18 protein-coding genes are annotated in these 18,901 nt (G+C 60.6%); 2 read left to right on the plus strand and 16 right to left on the minus strand.

Going from position 1 to position 18,901, the window contains the following annotated elements:
* Positions 1-80: 80 nt before the first annotated feature.
* The 3 genes from LJU29_RS14575 to LJU29_RS14585 form a co-directional block, all read right to left on the minus strand.
* Complete coding sequence (locus tag LJU29_RS14575; RefSeq protein WP_230018864.1) at positions 81-650, minus strand: LysR substrate-binding domain-containing protein; 570 nt, start codon at positions 648-650, stop codon at positions 81-83.
* 35 nt (positions 651-685) lie between these two features.
* Positions 686-946 (minus strand): LysR family transcriptional regulator, encoded by a 261-nt coding sequence (locus LJU29_RS14580; protein WP_054996180.1) that lies wholly within the window; start codon positions 944-946, stop codon positions 686-688.
* A gap of 229 nt (positions 947-1,175) precedes the next feature.
* The gene (locus LJU29_RS14585; RefSeq protein WP_005734627.1) at positions 1,176-1,781 is read right to left on the minus strand and encodes a DJ-1/PfpI family protein; all 606 of its coding nucleotides are present in this window, start codon (positions 1,779-1,781) and stop codon (positions 1,176-1,178) included.
* 142 nt (positions 1,782-1,923) lie between these two features.
* Between LJU29_RS14585 and ftrA the strand changes: the two genes are divergently transcribed.
* A complete protein-coding gene (gene ftrA / locus LJU29_RS14590; protein WP_002553443.1) occupies positions 1,924-2,877 on the plus strand; it encodes a transcriptional regulator FtrA in 954 nt (317 codons plus the stop codon).
* Here ftrA and LJU29_RS14595 read toward each other — a convergent pair.
* The 11 genes from LJU29_RS14595 to LJU29_RS14645 all read right to left on the minus strand — a co-directional run bounded on the left by LJU29_RS14595 (position 2,837) and on the right by LJU29_RS14645 (position 16,507).
* Complete coding sequence (locus tag LJU29_RS14595; protein WP_054996182.1) at positions 2,837-4,030, minus strand: serine hydrolase domain-containing protein; 1,194 nt, start codon at positions 4,028-4,030, stop codon at positions 2,837-2,839. The two genes, ftrA and LJU29_RS14595, sit on opposite strands and share 41 nt — an antisense overlap.
* Before the next feature lie 3 nt (positions 4,031-4,033).
* Complete coding sequence (locus tag LJU29_RS14600; RefSeq protein ID WP_257110844.1) at positions 4,034-5,188, minus strand: iron-containing alcohol dehydrogenase; 1,155 nt, start codon at positions 5,186-5,188, stop codon at positions 4,034-4,036.
* Positions 5,189-5,212: 24 nt separating this feature from the next.
* Positions 5,213-5,857 (minus strand): LysE family transporter, encoded by a 645-nt coding sequence (locus LJU29_RS14605; protein ID WP_057423774.1) that lies wholly within the window; start codon positions 5,855-5,857, stop codon positions 5,213-5,215.
* A gap of 27 nt (positions 5,858-5,884) precedes the next feature.
* Positions 5,885-7,633, minus strand: a complete 1,749-nt coding sequence (locus tag LJU29_RS14610) for an FAD/NAD(P)-binding protein (RefSeq protein ID WP_257110845.1) — start codon at positions 7,631-7,633, stop codon at positions 5,885-5,887.
* Positions 7,633-9,816 carry a 2,3-diaminopropionate biosynthesis protein SbnB gene (sbnB, locus tag LJU29_RS14615; protein ID WP_080438825.1) on the minus strand — a complete coding sequence of 728 codons (2,184 nt, stop codon included), beginning with the start codon at positions 9,814-9,816 and terminating at the stop codon, positions 7,633-7,635. The genes LJU29_RS14610 and sbnB overlap by 1 nt, the downstream gene beginning before the upstream one ends.
* 5 nt (positions 9,817-9,821) lie before the next feature.
* On the minus strand, positions 9,822-11,141 hold the full coding sequence (locus tag LJU29_RS14620; protein ID WP_257110846.1) for a lysine N(6)-hydroxylase/L-ornithine N(5)-oxygenase family protein: 1,320 nt from the start codon (positions 11,139-11,141) through the stop codon (positions 9,822-9,824).
* A gap of 54 nt (positions 11,142-11,195) precedes the next feature.
* A complete protein-coding gene (locus LJU29_RS14625; RefSeq protein WP_122321908.1) occupies positions 11,196-12,173 on the minus strand; it encodes an ABC transporter substrate-binding protein in 978 nt (325 codons plus the stop codon).
* On the minus strand, positions 12,170-13,309 hold the full coding sequence (locus tag LJU29_RS14630; protein WP_057424220.1) for an NAD(P)/FAD-dependent oxidoreductase: 1,140 nt from the start codon (positions 13,307-13,309) through the stop codon (positions 12,170-12,172). The genes LJU29_RS14625 and LJU29_RS14630 overlap by 4 nt, the downstream gene beginning before the upstream one ends.
* Positions 13,310-13,322: 13 nt before the next feature.
* Complete coding sequence (locus LJU29_RS14635) at positions 13,323-14,822, minus strand: methionine--tRNA ligase (RefSeq protein WP_057424213.1); 1,500 nt, start codon at positions 14,820-14,822, stop codon at positions 13,323-13,325.
* Positions 14,815-15,207 (minus strand): cupin domain-containing protein, encoded by a 393-nt coding sequence (locus tag LJU29_RS14640; protein ID WP_002553433.1) that lies wholly within the window; start codon positions 15,205-15,207, stop codon positions 14,815-14,817. Before LJU29_RS14640 ends, LJU29_RS14635 begins: the two co-directional genes overlap by 8 nt.
* 334 nt (positions 15,208-15,541) lie before the next feature.
* Entirely contained in the window at positions 15,542-16,507 is a 966-nt protein-coding gene (locus LJU29_RS14645) for a site-specific integrase (protein ID WP_257110847.1), read from the minus strand.
* 232 nt (positions 16,508-16,739) lie between these two features.
* Between LJU29_RS14645 and LJU29_RS14650 the strand changes: the two genes are divergently transcribed.
* The gene (locus tag LJU29_RS14650) at positions 16,740-17,213 is read left to right on the plus strand and encodes an Xre family toxin-antitoxin system antitoxin (RefSeq protein WP_005777073.1); all 474 of its coding nucleotides are present in this window, start codon (positions 16,740-16,742) and stop codon (positions 17,211-17,213) included.
* A gap of 5 nt (positions 17,214-17,218) precedes the next feature.
* Here LJU29_RS14650 and acuI read toward each other — a convergent pair whose 3' ends face one another.
* The gene (gene acuI / locus LJU29_RS14655; RefSeq protein ID WP_257110848.1) at positions 17,219-18,202 is read right to left on the minus strand and encodes an acrylyl-CoA reductase (NADPH); all 984 of its coding nucleotides are present in this window, start codon (positions 18,200-18,202) and stop codon (positions 17,219-17,221) included.
* A gap of 50 nt (positions 18,203-18,252) precedes the next feature.
* Positions 18,253-18,888, minus strand: coding sequence for an acrylate utilization transcriptional regulator AcuR (acuR, locus tag LJU29_RS14660; protein ID WP_257110849.1), 636 nt, complete (start codon positions 18,886-18,888; stop codon positions 18,253-18,255).
* Positions 18,889-18,901 lie beyond the last annotated feature (13 nt).

The raw sequence follows: 18,901 nt of genomic DNA on the forward strand, positions 1-18,901 counted from the left end.
TGAGCCCACAGGGCCCGATTCGTTGCATTCATGTCGCGGTCTGACGCTCGCCGACCGTGCTATGACGAAGTTTTGCGGCATCAATAAGGTTGAGGGATGGCAACAGGAGGCTTTTTCAGTGCCTGAATCACCGCATTGGCGGCATTGGAAAGCAGCGAGGCCGGCCGCGCCACCACACTGATGTGCCGCATCACGGTCAGCGGCAGCGGGATCGACTCCAGCTCACGGAAGCGCCCGTTCAGCAACGCCCTGGGCAGAATCGAAATGCAATGGCGCTTGGCGACCAGATCCAGAAGTGTGTCCAGACAGGTCAGTTCGCCGCGTTGACTGAGCCGCACCTGCGCCGATGCCAGTTGCTGGTGCAAACGCTCGACCCCGGGATGCCGCCAGGCCACGTAACGTGACACCTGCGAAAGCTCGGCGAAGCTTTGCGGCGTTGCCTGTTTGCTGCGCGCCGCCACCAGCACGTAATGGTCCGACCAGCAATGATGCTCGAGATAATGCTCATTCAGGACAGTACCGGGCAGGATGAGGATGTCGGCTACTTCCTTTATCAACGCGTCCAGCGATGGGTGTTGTTCGGAGCGGTGCAGCACGTTCAAGTGAATATCGGGGTAGTGATGGGCGAGAAAGTCCAGCGAGGCGCTCAGGCTGGTCTCGAGGATATGCGAGTGGTAATGAATGGTTACGCTGCCGCTGACCCCATTTTTTTTAGTTGTTCGAGTGTGGCCATGATGTTTCCGAGGGTCTGGTTGATGACCTTGCCTTCAGGGGTGAGGGAGCAGCCCGTACGGCTGCGAATGAACAGGCGTTTTTCAAAGAAGTCTTCGACTTCCTTGATGGCATAGCTGATGTTCGACTGGCTGCAGCCCAGAATGGCTGCGGCCTCCGAGAACGAACCGTGCTGGGCAACGGTTTGAACGACTTTGAAGAAATGGGTTTTCATGTGTCCTGCACTCTGTTTTTGCAAAGGTGGGTGCGGCCCTGCCGCTGAGCCGAAGGCTCGGGAATACAGGAAACCCCCGCTGAAACACCGAACTGGCAGGGTTATCGGCCGTTCGAATAAATGTCTCAAGCGGGGGTAAAGCGAACGCTGGCTATCAGGTTGAAGGCGCGGCTATGCACATTTCGGGTGCACGGCGTCTTCAGGGGTATCCGCAGCGGGACTGAGTGGCTCAGTCGTTCTCGGTCCAGTCGAAATCCATTTGCAGCGCCGTGCGTTCGGCCAATTCACGACTGTGCAGGCGCTCTACCAAGTGAAGGCTCATGTCGATACCGGCAGAGATACCTGCCGATGTCACAAATGAGCCCTCGTCGACCCAGCGCAGGGTGCTGAGCACGTCTACCGAAGGGAACATTTCCTTGAGGTCGTCAATGTCTTCCCAGTGCGTGGTTACTTGCTTGCCTGCCAGCTTGCCGGTCCTGGCCAGCAGAAAGGCACCGGTGCACACGGCAGCCACTACGCGACCGGGTTCCGACTGATCGCTGATCCAGTGGATTACGTCGGGTTTTTCCAGTTCGGCGGTCACGACCCCGCCCGGGACGATCAGACAGTCGATGGCCGGATGGTCGTTGATCGAAAAGTCCGGATCGACCTTGAGCCCGGCGCGGGCACGCACTGGTGCGGTGCTGCGCCCGATGGTGAACACATTGAACAACTGCCGGTCATCGCGGCTGTTGCGAGCATGCATGCGTGTTGCGGTGGTGAACACTTCGTAGGGGCCAGCGAAGTCGAGAACCTCGACGTCGTCATAAACGTAGATACCGATATTGAGTGGCACGAGTTGGCTCCAGGGCCTGCATGGCAGACCACTTGCATCATATTAAGGTTTAAGCAGTTTCAAGCGGTGACAGGGTGCAGATTACCCAGTAGCATCACGCCAAACTACTGGCTGAAATGCCAATATCCGGTAACATCGCGCCATGAAAAATCATCTCGTTGTCGCACTCATCTACAACCAGTTGTGCACCTTCGAATTTGGCTGCACGGTCGAAGTATTTGCGCTGAAAAGACCTGAACTGGGGGTCAACTGGTACGAATTCGCGACCTTCCCGGTCGACGATGGGCCGATTACCGCCGCCGGGGGCATTACCATCGTGCCAACGCCTGGCGAAGTGCTGCTGGAGAATGCCGATACAATCATCGTGCCAGGCTGGCGCGGAGTGGAGTCCGCAGTTCCGCAGCGGCTCATTGAACAGCTCCAGGCTGCTCATGCACGCGGCGCGCGGATCTGCTCGATCTGTACAGGCGCTTTCGTTCTGGCCGCGGCCGGTTTGCTCGACGGGCACAAGGTCACCACGCACTGGCGCTACACCGACCTGCTGGCAACCATGTATCCGGGCCTGACCATTCAACCCAACGAACTGTATGTGGACCAAGGCACTATCGTGACAGCTGCGGGCTCGGCCGCAGGGCTGGACATGATGCTGCACCTGGTGCGCAACGATCACGGCTCGCGCGTTGCCAACATGGTGGCGCAGCGCATGGTCATCCCGCCTCATCGCGAAGGCGGGCAATCGCAATATGCGTCCCGGCAACTGGTGTCGGCCAGCGACGGGCCGATTTCCAACCTGATGGACTGGATCCGCAGCGATCTGCAGCGCCCTCACACCATCAAGGAAATGGCCTCAAGGGCGGCGCTCAGTACACGCACCTTGCACCGCAGCTTTATGGAAAGTACCGGCCTTACGCCTTACGACTGGCTGCTCGGCGAGCGCATTGCCTACGCCAAGGAATTGCTGGAATCCTCGAAGCTGCGTCTCAACGAAGTGGTGGACCGCGCCGGTTTCGGCTCCGAAGAGTCTTTTCGCCGACACTTCCGCAATCTGGTGGGCATCAGCCCGAGCAGCTATCGCAAGCAGTTTGCCCGGGCGTGACCTCGGGCCTCGCGTAGACCGCATCGACAAGCGTATCGGCAAACTCACCCCACGCGCCCGCAACAGCCGTGTTGGTCAGGACGACCATGCTGAGCGCAGAAACCGGATCAACCCAGTAATGACTGCCATACAAGCCGCACCACGACCAGGTCCCGACACCCTGTTGCTGCCCCCGCACCGCAGCGGGATCGGCAAGGATCATCGGCCCCAGGCCGAACTTCCAGCCAGGCCCCCGACTGGCAATGGTTATGCTTCCAATCGCGTTATTCAGCAAGCGCTCGGTACTGACGGCGCTCAATAACGGCGCGCCCCCCAGACGCAGGCACTCAAGCAGCCGAAGGTAGTCATCAGCCGTGCCCAGCATGCCTGCCCCGCCAGATTCATATGCGCCTGCGTCGCTAGCCCGAGCCGACGACAACCGCGCCTGTCCGCTGTCGAGCAACAACACATCATTGTCACCGATACGCTGCGGGCCGTTGACACTGTCCTTGTAGGCGCTGGCCAGCGTTAGTTGCTGGTCGTGCCTGAAGGAAGTCGCATCCATGAGCAAAGGCAGGGTGACCCACTTGGCAACAGCCTCTGACAAGGGCATGCCGGTGGCCTGTTCAATCACAGCGCCCAGCACATCAGTGCCCAACGAGTAACCCCAGGCGCTACCCGGCTCAAACAACAGTGGCAGGCGCGCCAACCGGGTCAGGTTTTCCGGTAGATCGAACGACACCCAATCCAGCCCGTCCGACACCCCCGCCCGCTCATAGGCATTGCCGGGCGTTTGTTCGAAGCCGTAGCTCAAGCCGCAAGTGTGCGACAGCAAATGCTGCAGTGTGATGACAGGCTCACGGCCGCTGACCAGACGTGGGCGAAAGGCTGGCAGCCAGTCCGTTACCGAGGCTTGCAGGTTCAAGGTGCCCAGTTCGCAGAGCCGCAACACCAGCACCGAGGTCAACAGCTTGGTCAGTGACGCCAGACGAAAGCGCGTGCTACGAGTGACCGGAATCTGCTGCTCGCGATCTGCCCAGCCGAGTGCGCTGGCGTAAACCAGGCGTCCCTGCCGGGCCAGCAACAGCACCCCGCCAACGATCCGACGCTGGTCGATGAAGCGTTGCCAGACCTTATCGACACGTTGCACGGCGGGCTCATTCAAGGTAATCATCGCTCACAGGCCTTTCACTGCACGGCTGAAGATCTGCGCATACGCCTCGGCCGAATGACGAATCGGATTGGTGTGCGAGCAGCCGTCGGCAAATGCCATGCGTCCGACCCGCTCGGCGTCGCGATCGTCGATACCGATTTCGCCCAGCGTATGCGCAATGCCGATCTGCTCGCGTAGCGCCAGTAACCAGTCCATTACCCCGGTAAAACCGGGCGTGGGCAACCGCAGGTAAGCCGCCAGATCATCCATTTGCTTCAGCAGCACCGAGCGATTGGCCTCCAGCACGTAGGGCAGCAGAATCGCATTCAGTAAGCCATGATGCTGGTCGTAGAGCGCCCCCAGGCTCTGAGCAATCGCGTGTACGCCGCCCAGACCGCGCTGAAACGCGGCGGCACCCAGGCTGGAGGCCACCAGCATCTGCTGCCGCGCCTCCAGGTCCTGGCCGTCAGCAACAACCCGAGGCAAATATTCCTTGATCATCTGCATGCCCTTGACCGACATCGCTTCGGCCATCGGGTGCCAGGCCGGTGAACACCAGGATTCCATGCAGTGAGTCAAGGCGTCCGCACCCGTCGCGGCAGTCAGGTGCGTTGGCAGGTTCAGGGTCAGCGTGGCATCCAGAATCGCGATGCGCGGCATCATGCGAATGTGCAGGATGGTGCGCTTGACCTGTGCTTGTTCATCGGTAATCACCGACGCACGCCCCACTTCAGAGCCGGTGCCAGCCGTCGTCGGCAGCGCAACTACTGGCGCAATACCGTCTGGATCGGCGCGCAGGTGGTTCTGGCCGATGTCTTCGAAATCCCACAACGGGCGGGTCTGGCCTGACATCAGCGCCACCGCTTTGGCAGCGTCCAGCGCCGAGCCGCCGCCAAACGCGATGACGCCGTCGTAGCCACCGGTTCTGTAGGCGTGCAGGCCCTCGGCAACGTTGGTGCCGGTCGGGTTACCCTTGACTCGGTCAAACAGGCCGCAATGGCCTAATTGGCTGCGGCAATCCTCCACGGCGCTGGCGATCATATCGGTGCTGCCGAGAAAGCTGTCGGTAATCAGTAACGGCCGTTTTATGCCGGTCTTCCGGCAGGCGTCGACCAGTTCATTGACGCGTCCAGCGCCTGCACGGATTGAAGTCGGGTAGTGCCAGTCGTTGCTGTACATGTACGTAGTCCCTTGCAGGTTATTTCAGTAAAAGAAGTTGGCGGGCAGCAAACCGATCAGCAGGCGCAGACCGAAAGCGATCATGAAAAGACCGGTGACGATATCAATGGTCTTTTTCATCCGTTGATAGCGCACCTGCACGGCAGGGATCGAAAACAACGTGGCCAGCAGCACGAACCAGGAAATTGCCAGCACCGCGATGATCGATACACCCGCAGTGCGCACCCACATCGGCATGCCCGGCGTGGTCACGGTGGTGAACACGCTGGTGTAGAACGCCAACGCCTTGGGATTGGTCAGGTTAGTCAGCAGGCCAAACCGATAGGCGCGGCTCAGGCTACCGATGCCCAGCGCACCGATGTTCCTCGGTTTGGGCTGGCTGCCAGCACTGCGCAGGCTCTTGGCGCCGAGCCATGTCAGGTAAGCGCCGCCCAGCAATTGCAACGCTGGTTGCAGCCACGGCAACTGCTGAAACACCAGCCCTAACCCGGTGGCTGCCAGCAGGGCCCAGAGAATGCTGCCCGAGGCGACCCCCAGCCCGGCACAGATGCCCTGCTGCCGTGACTGGCTGAACGAGAGCTGGGTGATCACCAGGAAGTTCGGCCCGGGACTGATGATCAGCACGATGAACGCCCCCGCCAGCGCGGTCAGTAAAGTGACTTCATACATATCAGTAATTCCCTTTTAATTAATAAGTTAAACAGCTTTATTAAACTTGAATGTGATGCAACTTGAGGTGTGCTTTCCCAGCGTCTCCAGGCATGACTCGACCGCCCTGCGCGCTTCGATCAGTGCATGGCAGGTCGGGTCAGGCGTGGGCACGTAGTGGTTGTAAAAGGTGCAGCCTTCTACGGCCGGCCCCAGAACCCAGAGCCGCTGCTGCACCGAACCATCGCGGCCAATGGCACGAGCAGACTCATCGGTTTCAATACCGTCGGCAGGCCAGGCGTGCGCAGCGCGAATCAGTCCTTGCTCGTACAAATCACTGATCAGTCCAGGGCCATTGCCCGACAGACCGCCGTGGGCGACCCGCGCGCCAATCATGCTGTCGGGGCGAAAATCGCCCCTTTGCACATCGTCCATCGGCGGCAGGATCGTCACGACGCCAGCCTCGATCAGCGCCAGCAGATCTTCCTGGCGCTCCTTTTGCGGCCCGCCGACCAGCCGGTTGCTCAACCCGGCCCATGTGCCATAAAACTCCAGGGTCGACGATTCAGTCAGGCCGTTGCGATCTGCGATCAGGCGCAACAGGTCGCGATAATCTCGCCAGACCTCCAGTGCCTGGCAGATCGGACTGCCTGCCGTGCCCAGGCGACTCAGCGCCAGGTCCCGTTTGATCCAGTCGACGAACCATTGGCCATACGCGCCTTGCGCACCCGACCAGCGTTGGGTCAACAGCCATTGCTCAGGGTCAAATTCACCCCACAGCTCGGCCAGCCGCTCAAACGCTGCCGGTGTGGCGGTTGACTCGCTCAGCAGACGCTGCACCGATGCCAACTGCGCTGGCGCATCGAGCCGGACCCTGGCCTGATAAAATACGGCGCGCATTTCATCCTTGATCAGCGGCAGCACATCGGCCCGAAAATCCAGTCGCCCGCCCTCCTTTTGCTCGCGCAAACGGGCTATGGCGGCAGCGGTGAAGAACAGCCTCGGCAAGGGGGGCTGGCTGTAGGCATGCCATTGCGGCCGTGCATGAAACGGCAGCCCTGTGCGCGAGTACAGGAACACCTTGGGCTCGCGGCCGGACGGCAGATATCGCCAACCTGCAAAGCCTCCATCCCGCACGTAGCGCCCGCCGCGCCCTTGAGTCAGGTGAGCCAGTGTGTCCATCGCGGTCAGTCCCAGTCCCTCGATGGCCACCGTATCGCCGACCTCCCGTTGCGCGCCGGTTTCAAAGGCATGCCCGCTGGTGAGGAACACGGCATCGACATCCATCTCCTGACTTCGGGTGTGCAACCTGAAGCCGGGGGCTTCCAATAGCGGCCCACAGGTCATGACCTCCTCGGCGTGATAGCGCACCTGCACATGCGCCGGGCAGCACTGCAGGAGCAGGCGATAGCTGTCCTGCAAATAGCGCCCGAGCAATGCACGCGGCAAAAAGTCGCCAAACGCCACCGCTCTGCCCTGCCCGTCCGTGCTGACATGGCCGCGCTCGTCAAGGCGCACATCCTGGCTGAGGCACCATTGCAGAAAGGTCGGACCCGGCGGCGCACACGCCGGGAATGCGGAAGAAAACGCGGATAATTGGCCGGCCATGGTGTTGAGCATCAGGTAATCCGCCTGCTGCGCATGGTGCAGCCCGCTGCCGGGCGGTTGCGGGTCGAACACTTCGATATTCAGCGACGGCCGCCCGGCATGGCGACTCAGGCCGATCAACTGCTCCAGAATGCTCAAACCACGCGAGCCCAGGCCGATAATCGCGACGGTATGTGTCTGCATGGCCATCACCAGCGCTTCGACTCAAAGAAGAACGTCGGCACCGGCAACGCACTGCCTTCGGCTACTGCCTGGCGATACACGCGCTGGCCTACGGCAAGGTCCAGTACGCCGAGACCGAATGGCGAGAAGATCGAGGCTCGATCCGGGCTCAGTTCCACCTGCCCGGTCATCAGTTGCGCCAACGTCCCGGTGATGAACGATCGGTCCTGATACTGCTGCACGGCGAGATCAGGAGAAGTCTGAGCCTTGAGGCAGTGCTCAACGTCATCAAGAATGTTATTGGCCTGCGCGATGACGTCCGCGCCCAGATCACGCAACGAAATGTTCAGCAGCAGTTGCCCTGGCCGAAACAACGGTTCCAGCACATAAGGGCTCGGCGCGGTGGTAGCGAACACCACCACGTCAGCCTGCAAGGCGGTCAGCAAATCGCTTGGCTGGCTGTTCAACCGATGTCGACTGGCGGCATGCTGCACCAACGCCGATGCCGAGTCCTCGTGTTGATCGAAGACGGTTATTGCGTCCATCGTCCAGCCATCGCTGACGAACATGTCGAGGATGGTTCGGGCGATGAAACCGGCACCGATGAACGCCATTCGTCCGACGTGGCGCTGATGGCGGTTCATCCAGCGCGCACCGAGCACCGCCGAGGCCGCCGTGCGCATGGCGCTTATGCGTGAGGCTTCCAGACAGGCAAACGCATAGCCGGTGAGCGGGTCATTGAGGATCAGCACAGCCGAGGCGCGTTGCAGGCCCGTCTCGATATTGCCCGGAAAACTGGATATCCATTTGATGCCACTGACTGCCTGCTCGCCGGACAGGCTGGCGGGCAAGGCAATGATCCGATTGGCCGGTGCCTCGGGGAAACGCAGAAAGTAACTGTCGGGGTTGATCGTGCGCCCGGCCTCGTGGGCCAGATAAGCTGCCTGCACATCCTCGATGCAAGCCAGCGGATCAGCCGCCAGCAGGCGCGCGACCACTTCGCCATCGACCACATGAAACGCCGCCTGCTTCAGGCGCTCGGCAGCCAGCCAGAAGGTTGAACACTGCTCCTGCGCAAGCGCACCTGCACCCGAAGGCGCTGTCGCCGACCCACCGCTTTCGCGAGCAAGCTCGCTTCCATAAGGGCTCGCGCACGCGCAGACAACAGATTCACACACATCCTGTGGGAGTGAGCTTGCTCGCGAAGGCGTTTTCACGCTTCCCGGAAATGTTGCAGCCTCTGTTGAGGAAAGATCCGCCAGGGTCATGTTCAGCACTTCACGGCCAAAACGCTGCTCGACCCACTGGTCATCGTAGAGGGTGTCCAGATAGCGCTCGCCCCAGTCTGGCGACAATGCCACGACCACCGAACCCGGCTCGATGCGCTCGCGCCAGGCATGTACCGCGGCGATCACCGTCGCGGTGGACCCGCCAACCAGCAAGCCTTTGCTGCGCGCCAGAATGCGACACATGGCGACGGTACGGGATTCCGGAACCATCTCCAGCGCGTAAATACCATCAGCCTTGAAGATCGGCGGATGCTGGCTGGTACCCAGCCCCGGTATGAAGCGACGGCTGGCCGGAGTGCCAAAGGTCACCGAACCGACGCTGTCAACAGCAATAATTCTGGTGCTCGGGTGATGCCGCTGAAAATGCTGAACACAACCCATCAGCGTGCCGGTGGTCCCGGCACCGACGAACAGATAGTCGACATGACCGAAGTGCTGGCTGATCGAGCGTGCCGTAGTCCGGGCGTGAGCACGCGGGTTGGCCGCATTCTCGTATTGATTGAGCCAGACGTATCGCGGGTCGCTGGCGAGCTTTTCCCGAATCAGCGCAATGCGTGTTCCCAGAAACCCGCCGTTGGCGTCCGGGGCCTGAACCTGAATCACCTCGGCGCCATAGCTGCGCATCATGCGGACGTTATGGCTGGAGCTGTTGGGGTCGACCACGCAGGTAAAGGGTATCGCCCGCTCAGCGCAGATCATCGCCAGCGCCACGCCAAGGTTGCCCGACGAAGATTCGATCAGAATCGTGTCAGGGCCCAGCAAACCCCGAGTCTGAAGGTCATTGATCAGCCCTACGGCGGTTTTGAGCTTGATCGAGCCAGCCGGGTTGAGTGATTCCATTTTCAGGAAAAAGTCTGCGCCCAGGCCAGACACCTTGAGGAAGGTCTGATCGTGAACGATGTCGCAAAGAGAGTCGTACATAAGGGTCACTTCCACTGTGCCAGCAAAGGTTCGGCTGCCGGTGTTACAGCCGGCTCAAGCGCATTGGCGATACGCTCGGCGCGCAGCGCCATCAGCGAGAACGACTGACTGTCGCTGATTCCGTGACTGCGTTCGGAAAGACCGTTGACCCAGATATTCACGTCGCACTCGCCCTGCATAGCGACGCGGTAATCCCGATCAATCAGCAGGCCGCCATCCAGATCGGCTTTCAACCATGGCTGCAAACCACTCAATAACGGCGGTATCAGGTACTGCTGATAACCGGTGCCGAGCACAACGGCATCGACTTCCAGCACCTGGGTGCGCTGGCTGAAGGTGTCGGTCAGCTCGATCCGGTAGCCCTCGGCGCTGTGCTCGATGGCGCTGATCAGGCTGTAGGCATGGGTCTGCAGACGCTTGCGTCCGGCGATGGAGTCCTCGTAGATCAGCGAAAACAGCTTCTGACTTTCATCCGGGTCGATCCCGGCGTAGTTGGTCGAACGGCTCCAGTCGAGAAAGCGCTGCCGCGCTGCGGGGCTCAGGCTATGGAAGTAATCAACGTGATCCGGGGCAAACACCCGGTTGGGGAACTGCCCCAGTTGAGTGAGCTTGAAACCGGCAGAGCGATGCACTGACTGCACTTCGATAGCAGGATCGCGGCTGACCAGTTCCAGCACCGACTCACTGGCGCTCTGCCCCGAACCCAGCACCAGCCAGCGCTTGGGCAAGTGTTCGCCAAAGGCTTGCAGGCGGGTCAGAAACTGCGACGTGTGAAACAGAGTCGGGCCAAGCAGCGCCTCGAACGCGTGTGGAATGCGCGGTGCGCTGCCGCTGGACAGCACGACATTGCGCGTCGTGAAGCAGGTTTGCGGCGTGCAGACCCGTACTTCGTGCAAACGACCGTTGCGCAGCACAGGGTCAATCCCGGTGACCGGCGTGTTGAAGCAGGTCTGGCTATCCACTTGCCTGGAAACCCAGGCCAGATAATCCGACCATTCATGGCGACTGGCGGGACGGCCCAGCAGGCCGAAATCGAACATCCGACCCTGTTCCTTGAGGTACATGGCGAAGGAAAAGCGGCTGCGCGGGTTGCGCGGCGTCACCAAGTCGCGAAATACGTGATGGTTGATGTCAGTACCGGCCAGCAACAGTTCGCGGTGCCATTGGCTGTCCTGCGCAGCTTCCAGATAGCGGATGGACAGCGAGCCGAGCGGGTCATTGGCCTCCCGTGCGTCTTCAAAAGCACAGGCCAGCGCGATGCCGGCTGGACCAAAGCCGATACAGACGGCGTCCGAGTGCAACGTGTGTGGTGTCGAGTTACCCATGAAATTCCTATCCTTAGAATTGGCGTGAAGCGGTGTTCTTGGTTTTTATTGCGGCTATCGGGTGACAGGGGTCAGTCCTGTGGGGCCCGGGGTCCAGACGCAGATCATCGCGCCTCGAAGCTCGCCCCGATCAAAGCCAACTGCGCCCAGCGGTGTGTTGAAGGTGGTGTGCTGCAATGCGTCCAGCAGTTGCCCGGCGCAAAGACCGCCGTTGGCCAGTTCAGCCAGCACGTAAAGCATCAGCAGGCTTTCGCGAAAGTAGGTGTGTGGCTCGGCAGCGAACAACGTTTGGTGCAGCGCGCTGGCATGGCAGCCATTTCCTGGGTGGTCAGGAGTGCCGAAACCGATGACGAACGTCTTGCCACGCTGGTCCTCTGCGCAGCCCAGGTACGGCGAGGCAGCGTCGTCAGTCAGCACCAGTGGGCGGTTACTCCCGGCCTGTCGTCGCGCCTGCCAGTGTTCGCGACTGGGCTTGAGGCGGCCGGCAAATACCTCGACATCAGCGTGCTCAGGCTCTTCGACGCGCTGCAATCCCGCGCGTACCAGTGCTTCGCAGATGGCAACGCACAAGGCCTGACCGTGAGCGCTGTCATCAGCCTGAACATGCACGCGGCGCCATTGACGGCTCGCCAGCCAGCTCACCAGATCCCCCGCCAGTTGCCTGTCCGAGGGGCAGAAACGGAATGCGTTGTGGTGCTCAAGCGTCAGGCGATCAATCGTTGCTGCCGGTGTCAGCAGCGCGATACCGGCTTGCCGATACAACGCGGCGGCGCTGACGGCTGCGTCCGAAGAGAAATGGCCGATGACCAGATCGGCTTTCCAGTCGATCATTCGCCGCGCCACTTCGGCCCCACGAACGGCGTTGGCTCCGTCGTCGAGAAAGTGCCATTGCACCCGCGCAAGCCCCGGTACGCAATTGCGCGCCACGGCCAGCGCCCTCATGAAGGTCCGCGCGTGCGGCGTGTCGTGGGGGTCGAACAGTGCGCTGACCCCGACCCGCAGACCCGGCACGGGTGACGCGAGCGGTGTCATGGCTGTATCCCCGCCAGACTGGCAGCGGGCATGTGTCGGCGTGGCGACAATGCCGACCAGCCGAGGCTCGGCCGGTCCTTTCCTGCCAGATGACTGCGCAGTTGCTCGAAAGCGATACCGGCAACACCAGCAGCAAACTTGAACCCCAGTCCCGACATGCCTGCGGCCAGATAAACCGGGCTGTACTCGGCGCAGAAACCCAGCAGCGGACGACCGTCGGCGCTGTAACTGTCGAAACCCGGCAGCACATCCAGCACACGTGGGTGGGTTGCCGAACCACACAGCCGGGCAATCCGCTTGCAGGCGTCTTCGGCATGCCGCGCATCAGGCTGTGCCAGATGCTCTGGCCAGAGGCTGTTATCGCGGCTGCCGCAGCCGGTCTGCACGATATGGCGGGTCAGCGGTATAGCGTAGCTCTGAGTAACCGCATCGATCACCGGCATTGACCAATCGCTGTCAGTCAGTACCCGGGCAAAGGGAATAGAACGGGCTTCCAGCCCCGCCTGCGGCACCAGATGCTGACTCCAGGCACCCGCAGCCACCACTACGGCCCGACAACGCAATGTAGCGTCCCCCATGTCGATATGTACGAGGTCCGCAGCACGACAGTCGATGGACTTGATCTCGCGATGCTCCAGCAGCAAGCCTTGCTGACGAACCACGTGGCACAGCGCAGCGACAGCCTGACGTACATTGCCGACGCAGGCGCGAGGTTCGAACAGGTTGACCCGCTCAACTGCCGGGCAGTGCGGATAGCGACCGCCATCGAGTTCATGGCCCGCCAGCAGACGCATCGGGTAGCGCTCGCTGCCGTGCTGCTCGATAGCCCGGTACAGATTATCCAGCTGGTCCATGGCGGTCCGGTAGATCACCCCGGTACGTCGCAGTGCGCTTGCGTAAGTGGTCGCGAAAATGCCGTCGTCCATCAGGCTGATGGACCACGCCGCAAGCTCCATCAGCAATGGATCGCTGTCGTACAGGCGAACCAGTCCGCCGGAATAACCGCTCGCCCCCAGGCTGCCGGCTGCGCCCTTGTCGATCAGAGCGACCGACACACCTGCGCTGCACAGCTTCGCCGCGATACTGGCGCCGGTAATCCCGGCGCCGATGACCGCTATCTCGTAATCGATGAACATGTGGTGCATCCGTTCAGATAGAGTATTCAGCGGCCGAGCCGTTCATGAGCGTGGCGTTGACCCGGGCTTCGGGCAGTCCGAATTCGGTCATGATCTGCGCTGACATTTCCGGAATCAGCGCCTTGCCAGCCACTGCGATGAACGCCGCTAGATGGCTGACGGGCCGACCTTCGGCCAGACGTGCGTGAGCAATGGCGATGACGTCGAGCAGCACCTGAGCCATGCCCTTCATCGAGAACTGCGCAGGCTCTGCAGCCCTGCTCCATTGCAGGCGTAACGCTTCCAACAGCCCGGCATCGGCCCCACAGATACCGCTCCACCAGTTGTCATCTCGATGCTTTCCAGCGTCCAGCAACGCGGGAAAAAATTCGTCGAATATCTGCTCCCGCCATGCGCGGAAATGCGTCAGACGAAAATCGCCTTCGCTTTGCTCGGGTGCGATGCTTGCCAGATACAGGCGCGCACTGTCGGCACAGGCTTCACGGGCCAGATCGCCGACCCAGATCGCATGATTGCGGCTGGTCGACAGGTTCAGGCCGTCCAGTTTCAGAAACTGATTGGGCATGAAGCGCTGGCGAACTTTGATATCGCGCAGCGCCAACAGCTGCGCCGGGTAGACGATGGCGTGGCTGAACACGCAGTCAAAACCGAGAAAATGCACCAGCGTGCCCTGTCCCGACTGCCAGTACTGACGGAACAGCTCCGGACGCCCGACACTGTCGGCATATTCACGAAATGCCGCCATATAGCCCGCCAGCCCCATGAACCAGGTGTGGACCCGGCACGAGCCGTCGACCTGCAGGTCAAGCCCGCCGTCGCCCGGACGGGTTACGCCCCAGTCATGCAAGTGCTCCAGCGTATCGCGTAGCCAGTTGTCGAGCGGCTTGCGCCATTGCTGGCCCAACAGACGATCACGCAAGTGCGGCTTGAAATCAGCCAGCTTCAGAAATGCACGATGGGCCTTTTTCCATTGCGACGGCTGCCTGCACAATTTGCAGTGCAGACCGGTCATCAACTCAGCGTCAGGGGCCTGAGCGCAGTTCTCGCACTGGCTGGCATCAGAATCGGCCCCACAGTAATTGCAGTTGCCTCGGGCAAATGCCTCGTAGCCCCACACATCGCAATCGGGGCAGTACGGCTCGCTGGAATCGCGAAACTCGATCGAGCCCGCTTCACGCAACGCGTTGAACACCTCGCCAACCGCCTCGGCAAACCATGGGTTATTGTGCGGACGCATCCAGTTGTCGGGTTTGATGTTGATCGCCGCCAGCGACGCTTCGATACAGTCGGAATTACGCCCGGCCAGCTCGACCGGATCAACGCCCTGCTCCAGTCCTTTGCGCAGCATGTAGGACTGGTAATCGTCGGAATAGGACACCAGCACACAGTCGTGACCGCGCTGGCGCTGGACCCGGGTGAACACGTCAGCGGCCAGAAACGGGCCGGCGATATGACCTATGTGCAAATCGCCATTCGGGGTGGGCGGCGTGATGGTCACGATGTACTTACTCATCGAGGCACCCCGTGGTTTCGCTGTGCTGAGCCACGAAAGCATTCACGTAGTTCATGTCCCACCACACCACATAGAAGTGGAAGTCCTCGGCGGAATCATTGATGACGTAATGATTGGTGTGTTTCGGAATCGCGGCGATATCGCCCACGACGAAATCCATTTGTTTTTCGCCGACCACCAGACGGGCGCTGCCCTTGATGGCAATGAAGATTTCCTGATCGATCTGGGTATGCGCTTCGCTGCTGGTGCCCGGACGGACCACGCACCAGCCGCCAGCGAACGGCATCGGGTAGCCTTCCCATGGCAACAGACGACTGCCATCGAGCCCGTACTCGTGTACCAATGAGTCGAAGCGGGTTTTACGGTGTATATCGAACTTTTCCATGCTCAGTCCCGTACGTTTCAAGTCCGGTAAAGCATGAAATTGTTGCCAATTGTTGGCTATCCAATTGCCGGATAGCTCGGAGGTGAGAAATCGATTTTGCAGATGGCTGGCCACGCAAACACGTGCGGGTCATATGTTTTTTGGCAATGTCGGGTATCAATAACGCTGATAATTGAATCAGGGGCGGCGGTGTTACCGTTGTCGGCGATGAACGAACATATCTCCCGGCCTCGCGAATCCGCGTCGCGAGGCCAGTGAATCTCTGCTCTGCTTCATCACTCCTTTGGTTAGATCTTTTAAGCCACCCCGCTTGTGCGAGGTGGCTTTTTTTTGCCTAAAGATCAAACCCGTCCACCACATTGCGGCGTTCGTTCTCGCTGCGCATGTCGTAACTGGCGGTGGTCGAAATATGCGTGTGATGCGCAAGTTTCTGGGCAATCGACAGATCGAACTCTTCGATCACACGAGTGATGAACGAGCGCCGAAAATCGTGAGGCATGATGTTCACCACCACCTGCCGCCCGCGTTGCTTGGCGATGAAGTAAATGGCGTGTTTAGTGATTCTGTCGCGAGTGATGTGACTGCCGCGGCGAATCCGGTTGAACAGGAACGGATCATCGCCCTGCCCCGGCTGCAAGCACGAGCGGCGCAGTTCCAGCCAGTCGTTCAGCGCCTTGAACGCCCACTCGGGGGCGTATTTGATCAACTGTTTGTTGCCTTTGCCCAGCACCCGCAGGCTGCGCTCGGCGAAATCGATCTGTGACAGGTCCAGGTTGACCGACTCCGACTTGCGCATTCCCGAACCGTACAGAATCGCAATGATCGCGGCATCGCGACGCCCTTGCGGCCTAGGGTCCGCAGCACAGGCTTGCATCAGTTCACGAATCAAAGTGCGGCGGATATTACGGCCCTTGGCCAGACGCGTACCGCTGACCGGTTTGATCGAGCGAATCTTCAGTAATTGCTCGTGGCTGATCAGGTCGTGCCGCCAGGCTTCGTTCATTACACCGCGAATAGCGTTCACGTACAGCGAGGTGGTATTTGGTGCGTAGTCGTCTTCACGCAGCGTCGCGACCAGTGCGGTCACGTGGCCAGGCTGCAGGGTGTGCCAGGGAATGTCATGAATATCGACGTCAGCCATGCCCAGACGATCTGCCGCGTCCTGCAAAACGTAAGTCATGGTCAGGCGGCTTGAGGGTGCCAGGCGGTCGAGATAGAGGCGCAGTGGCTTGTTGACGTCGGGCAGCGAAGGCTGGCTGACAATGCGTGCGTCCTGATCGGTATAAGGGTCTTGCGGCATGTGGAACGACGCCTTTTCTGGTGCAAGCGCGCGAACAGCTGCGGCGCTCTTCATTCATATTCAGGCAGCCGACTTTAGCACGAGGGCCCTGGTGCGACACCTCTGGCGCGGCTCGTTCAGCTCAGCAGCTTCAGCCCACCCGGCAATCATCGGTAACACCCTGCGGCTTGAACGACGCGCTGCCTGGGATAGCCTTGGCCGACTTTTCCGGCCCTCAAGGCAAGCACGTATCTTGATTCCGCCCCTCGCTAGCAAAGCACATGGCCGTCGCGACGCGGCTGCGCATTTCTGGTTGCTGGCCCATCAGGTCAGTCAGCGCAGCGAGGCCGAACGCCTGGCGAACATTCAGGCAGGCTTTGCGCATGGCTGGATCCGCGCGGTACGCGACGCGCTGGCCCTCGGCCCGCGGCAAATGGAGGCGCTGTTCAATGCATCAATTTCAACGCTGGAACGTCGCCAGCGCCAGAAACAGCCATTGGACCCCGTGGCTTCGGAGCGTCTGGACCGCCTCGCAATGATCGCCAGTCACATCCTTCGCGTGCTTGAAACACCTGAGCGCGCCGGTCGCTGGCTGGTGACACCCAACGCAGCACTTGGCGGTTGCATCCCGTTGCAATTATGCGAAACCGGGCTCGGCACCGCCCGGATGCATCGCGCACTTGAACATGCGCAGTCAGGTGACAAAGGCGAACCCAGCGTTTTTTGACCGACTCAGCGCCCGGTGTCCACCACAACCCGGCCACGGATCTGGCCCGCGATCAATTGCGGCGCGATGTCGATCACTTCACTCAACCCAACTTCACGACTGATCAGCGGCAGCAGCGCCAAATCCAGGTCGCTCGCCAGCCTGGACCAGGCTTCCAGCCGGTCAGCCCGCGGGCGAGTAACGCTGTCGATACCAGCCAGAGTGACGCCGCGCAGAATGAACGGTGCAACCGAGCCCGGAAATTCCATACCCTGCGCCAGACCGCAGGCCGCGACTACGCCGCGATAACGAATGCCGGCGCACACATTGGCCAGCGTATGACTACCGACAGAGTCGATTGCCGCCGCCCATTGCTCCTTGACCAAAGGTCGCCCCGGCTGCGACAGGGTCGCCCGGTCGACGACCTGCGCTGCGCCGAGTTGATGCAAATATTCGCTTTCCGAAACACGCCCGGTGGAGGCAATCACCCGATAGCCAAGCCTGGCAAGAATAGAGATGGCGAAACTGCCGACTCCCCCATTGGCACCGGTCACCAGCACATCGCCGTGGTCGGGTGTCAAACCGTGCTTCTCAAGGGCCAGCACGCTGAGCATTGCGGTATACCCCGCCGTGCCAATGGCCATCGCCTGCGCGGGCGTGAAAGCATCCGGCAATGGAATGAGCCATTCGCTCTTGAGCCGCGCTTTTTGTGCGAGACCGCCCCAGTGCCCTTCGCCAACACCCCAGCCATTGAGCAGAACCTTGTCGCCCACCTCGTACTCAGGCGTATCGCTGGCTTGCACCGTACCCGCCAGATCAATACCCGGCACCATCGGAAAACTACGCACAATAGGGCTTTGGCCGGTGATTGCCAACGCATCCTTATAGTTCAGCGTGCTGTGCGACACGTTTATCGTCACGTCACCTGCAGGCAACTGTGCTTCGTCGATATCGGTCAGATTGACGCGATAACCTGCCTCGTCCTTGTCGATCAAAATGCCCTTGAACATGTGCGCCTCCAATTTAGACTGATCGTCTTTAAATAGCCCTGAAGAAAAAGTCATTGCGGCAAACCACGAAGATAACCGGCAATAAACGTGTTCAGTGGTGTGTCGCTTTTGACCAGGCGGGCGCGGAGCACCGCCCCTTCCCAGCCTATCCAGAAAAACGCGGCCAATTCATCGCAATCGGCACTTCTGGCCAACTCACCATGCGCCTGCGCGGCCCTGAGGCAGCAGGCCAGCTTTGACTGCCAGTCCAGCAGCGTCTGCTCCAGTACGTCACGAAACCCTTCCGGCAACAGACCGACTTCCTGGCCCAGATTGCCGACCATGCAACCGCGCCGATAATCATGCCGCGCCATGCCGCTCTTGGCGCTTTGGACAAAGCCCACCAGTCGCTCCAGTGGCGAAAGCGCTTCGTCCAGCAGCCAGTGGTCCAACCGCTGTGCAAAATAGCGAGCGTATTCATCCAGTACCGCCCGGCCGAAGGCTTCCTTGCTGGTGAAGTAGTGATAGAACGAGCCTTTGGGAATGCCGATTTCCTTGAGGATGTAATCCAGCCCGGTGGCCGAGAAGCTTTGCTCGTTGAGCACTTCCAGACCGCGGCGCAACAGTGCCTCGCGGGTTTCGAGGTTGTCGCGGTCCACTTTCGGTGGCCGCCCGGGGCGTCTGGTTTTTACCGGCAATTGAGTCATGCAGGAATATTAG

Source organism: Pseudomonas ficuserectae (assembly GCF_024584585.1).
Classification (GTDB): Bacteria; Pseudomonadota; Gammaproteobacteria; order Pseudomonadales; family Pseudomonadaceae; genus Aquipseudomonas; species Aquipseudomonas amygdali.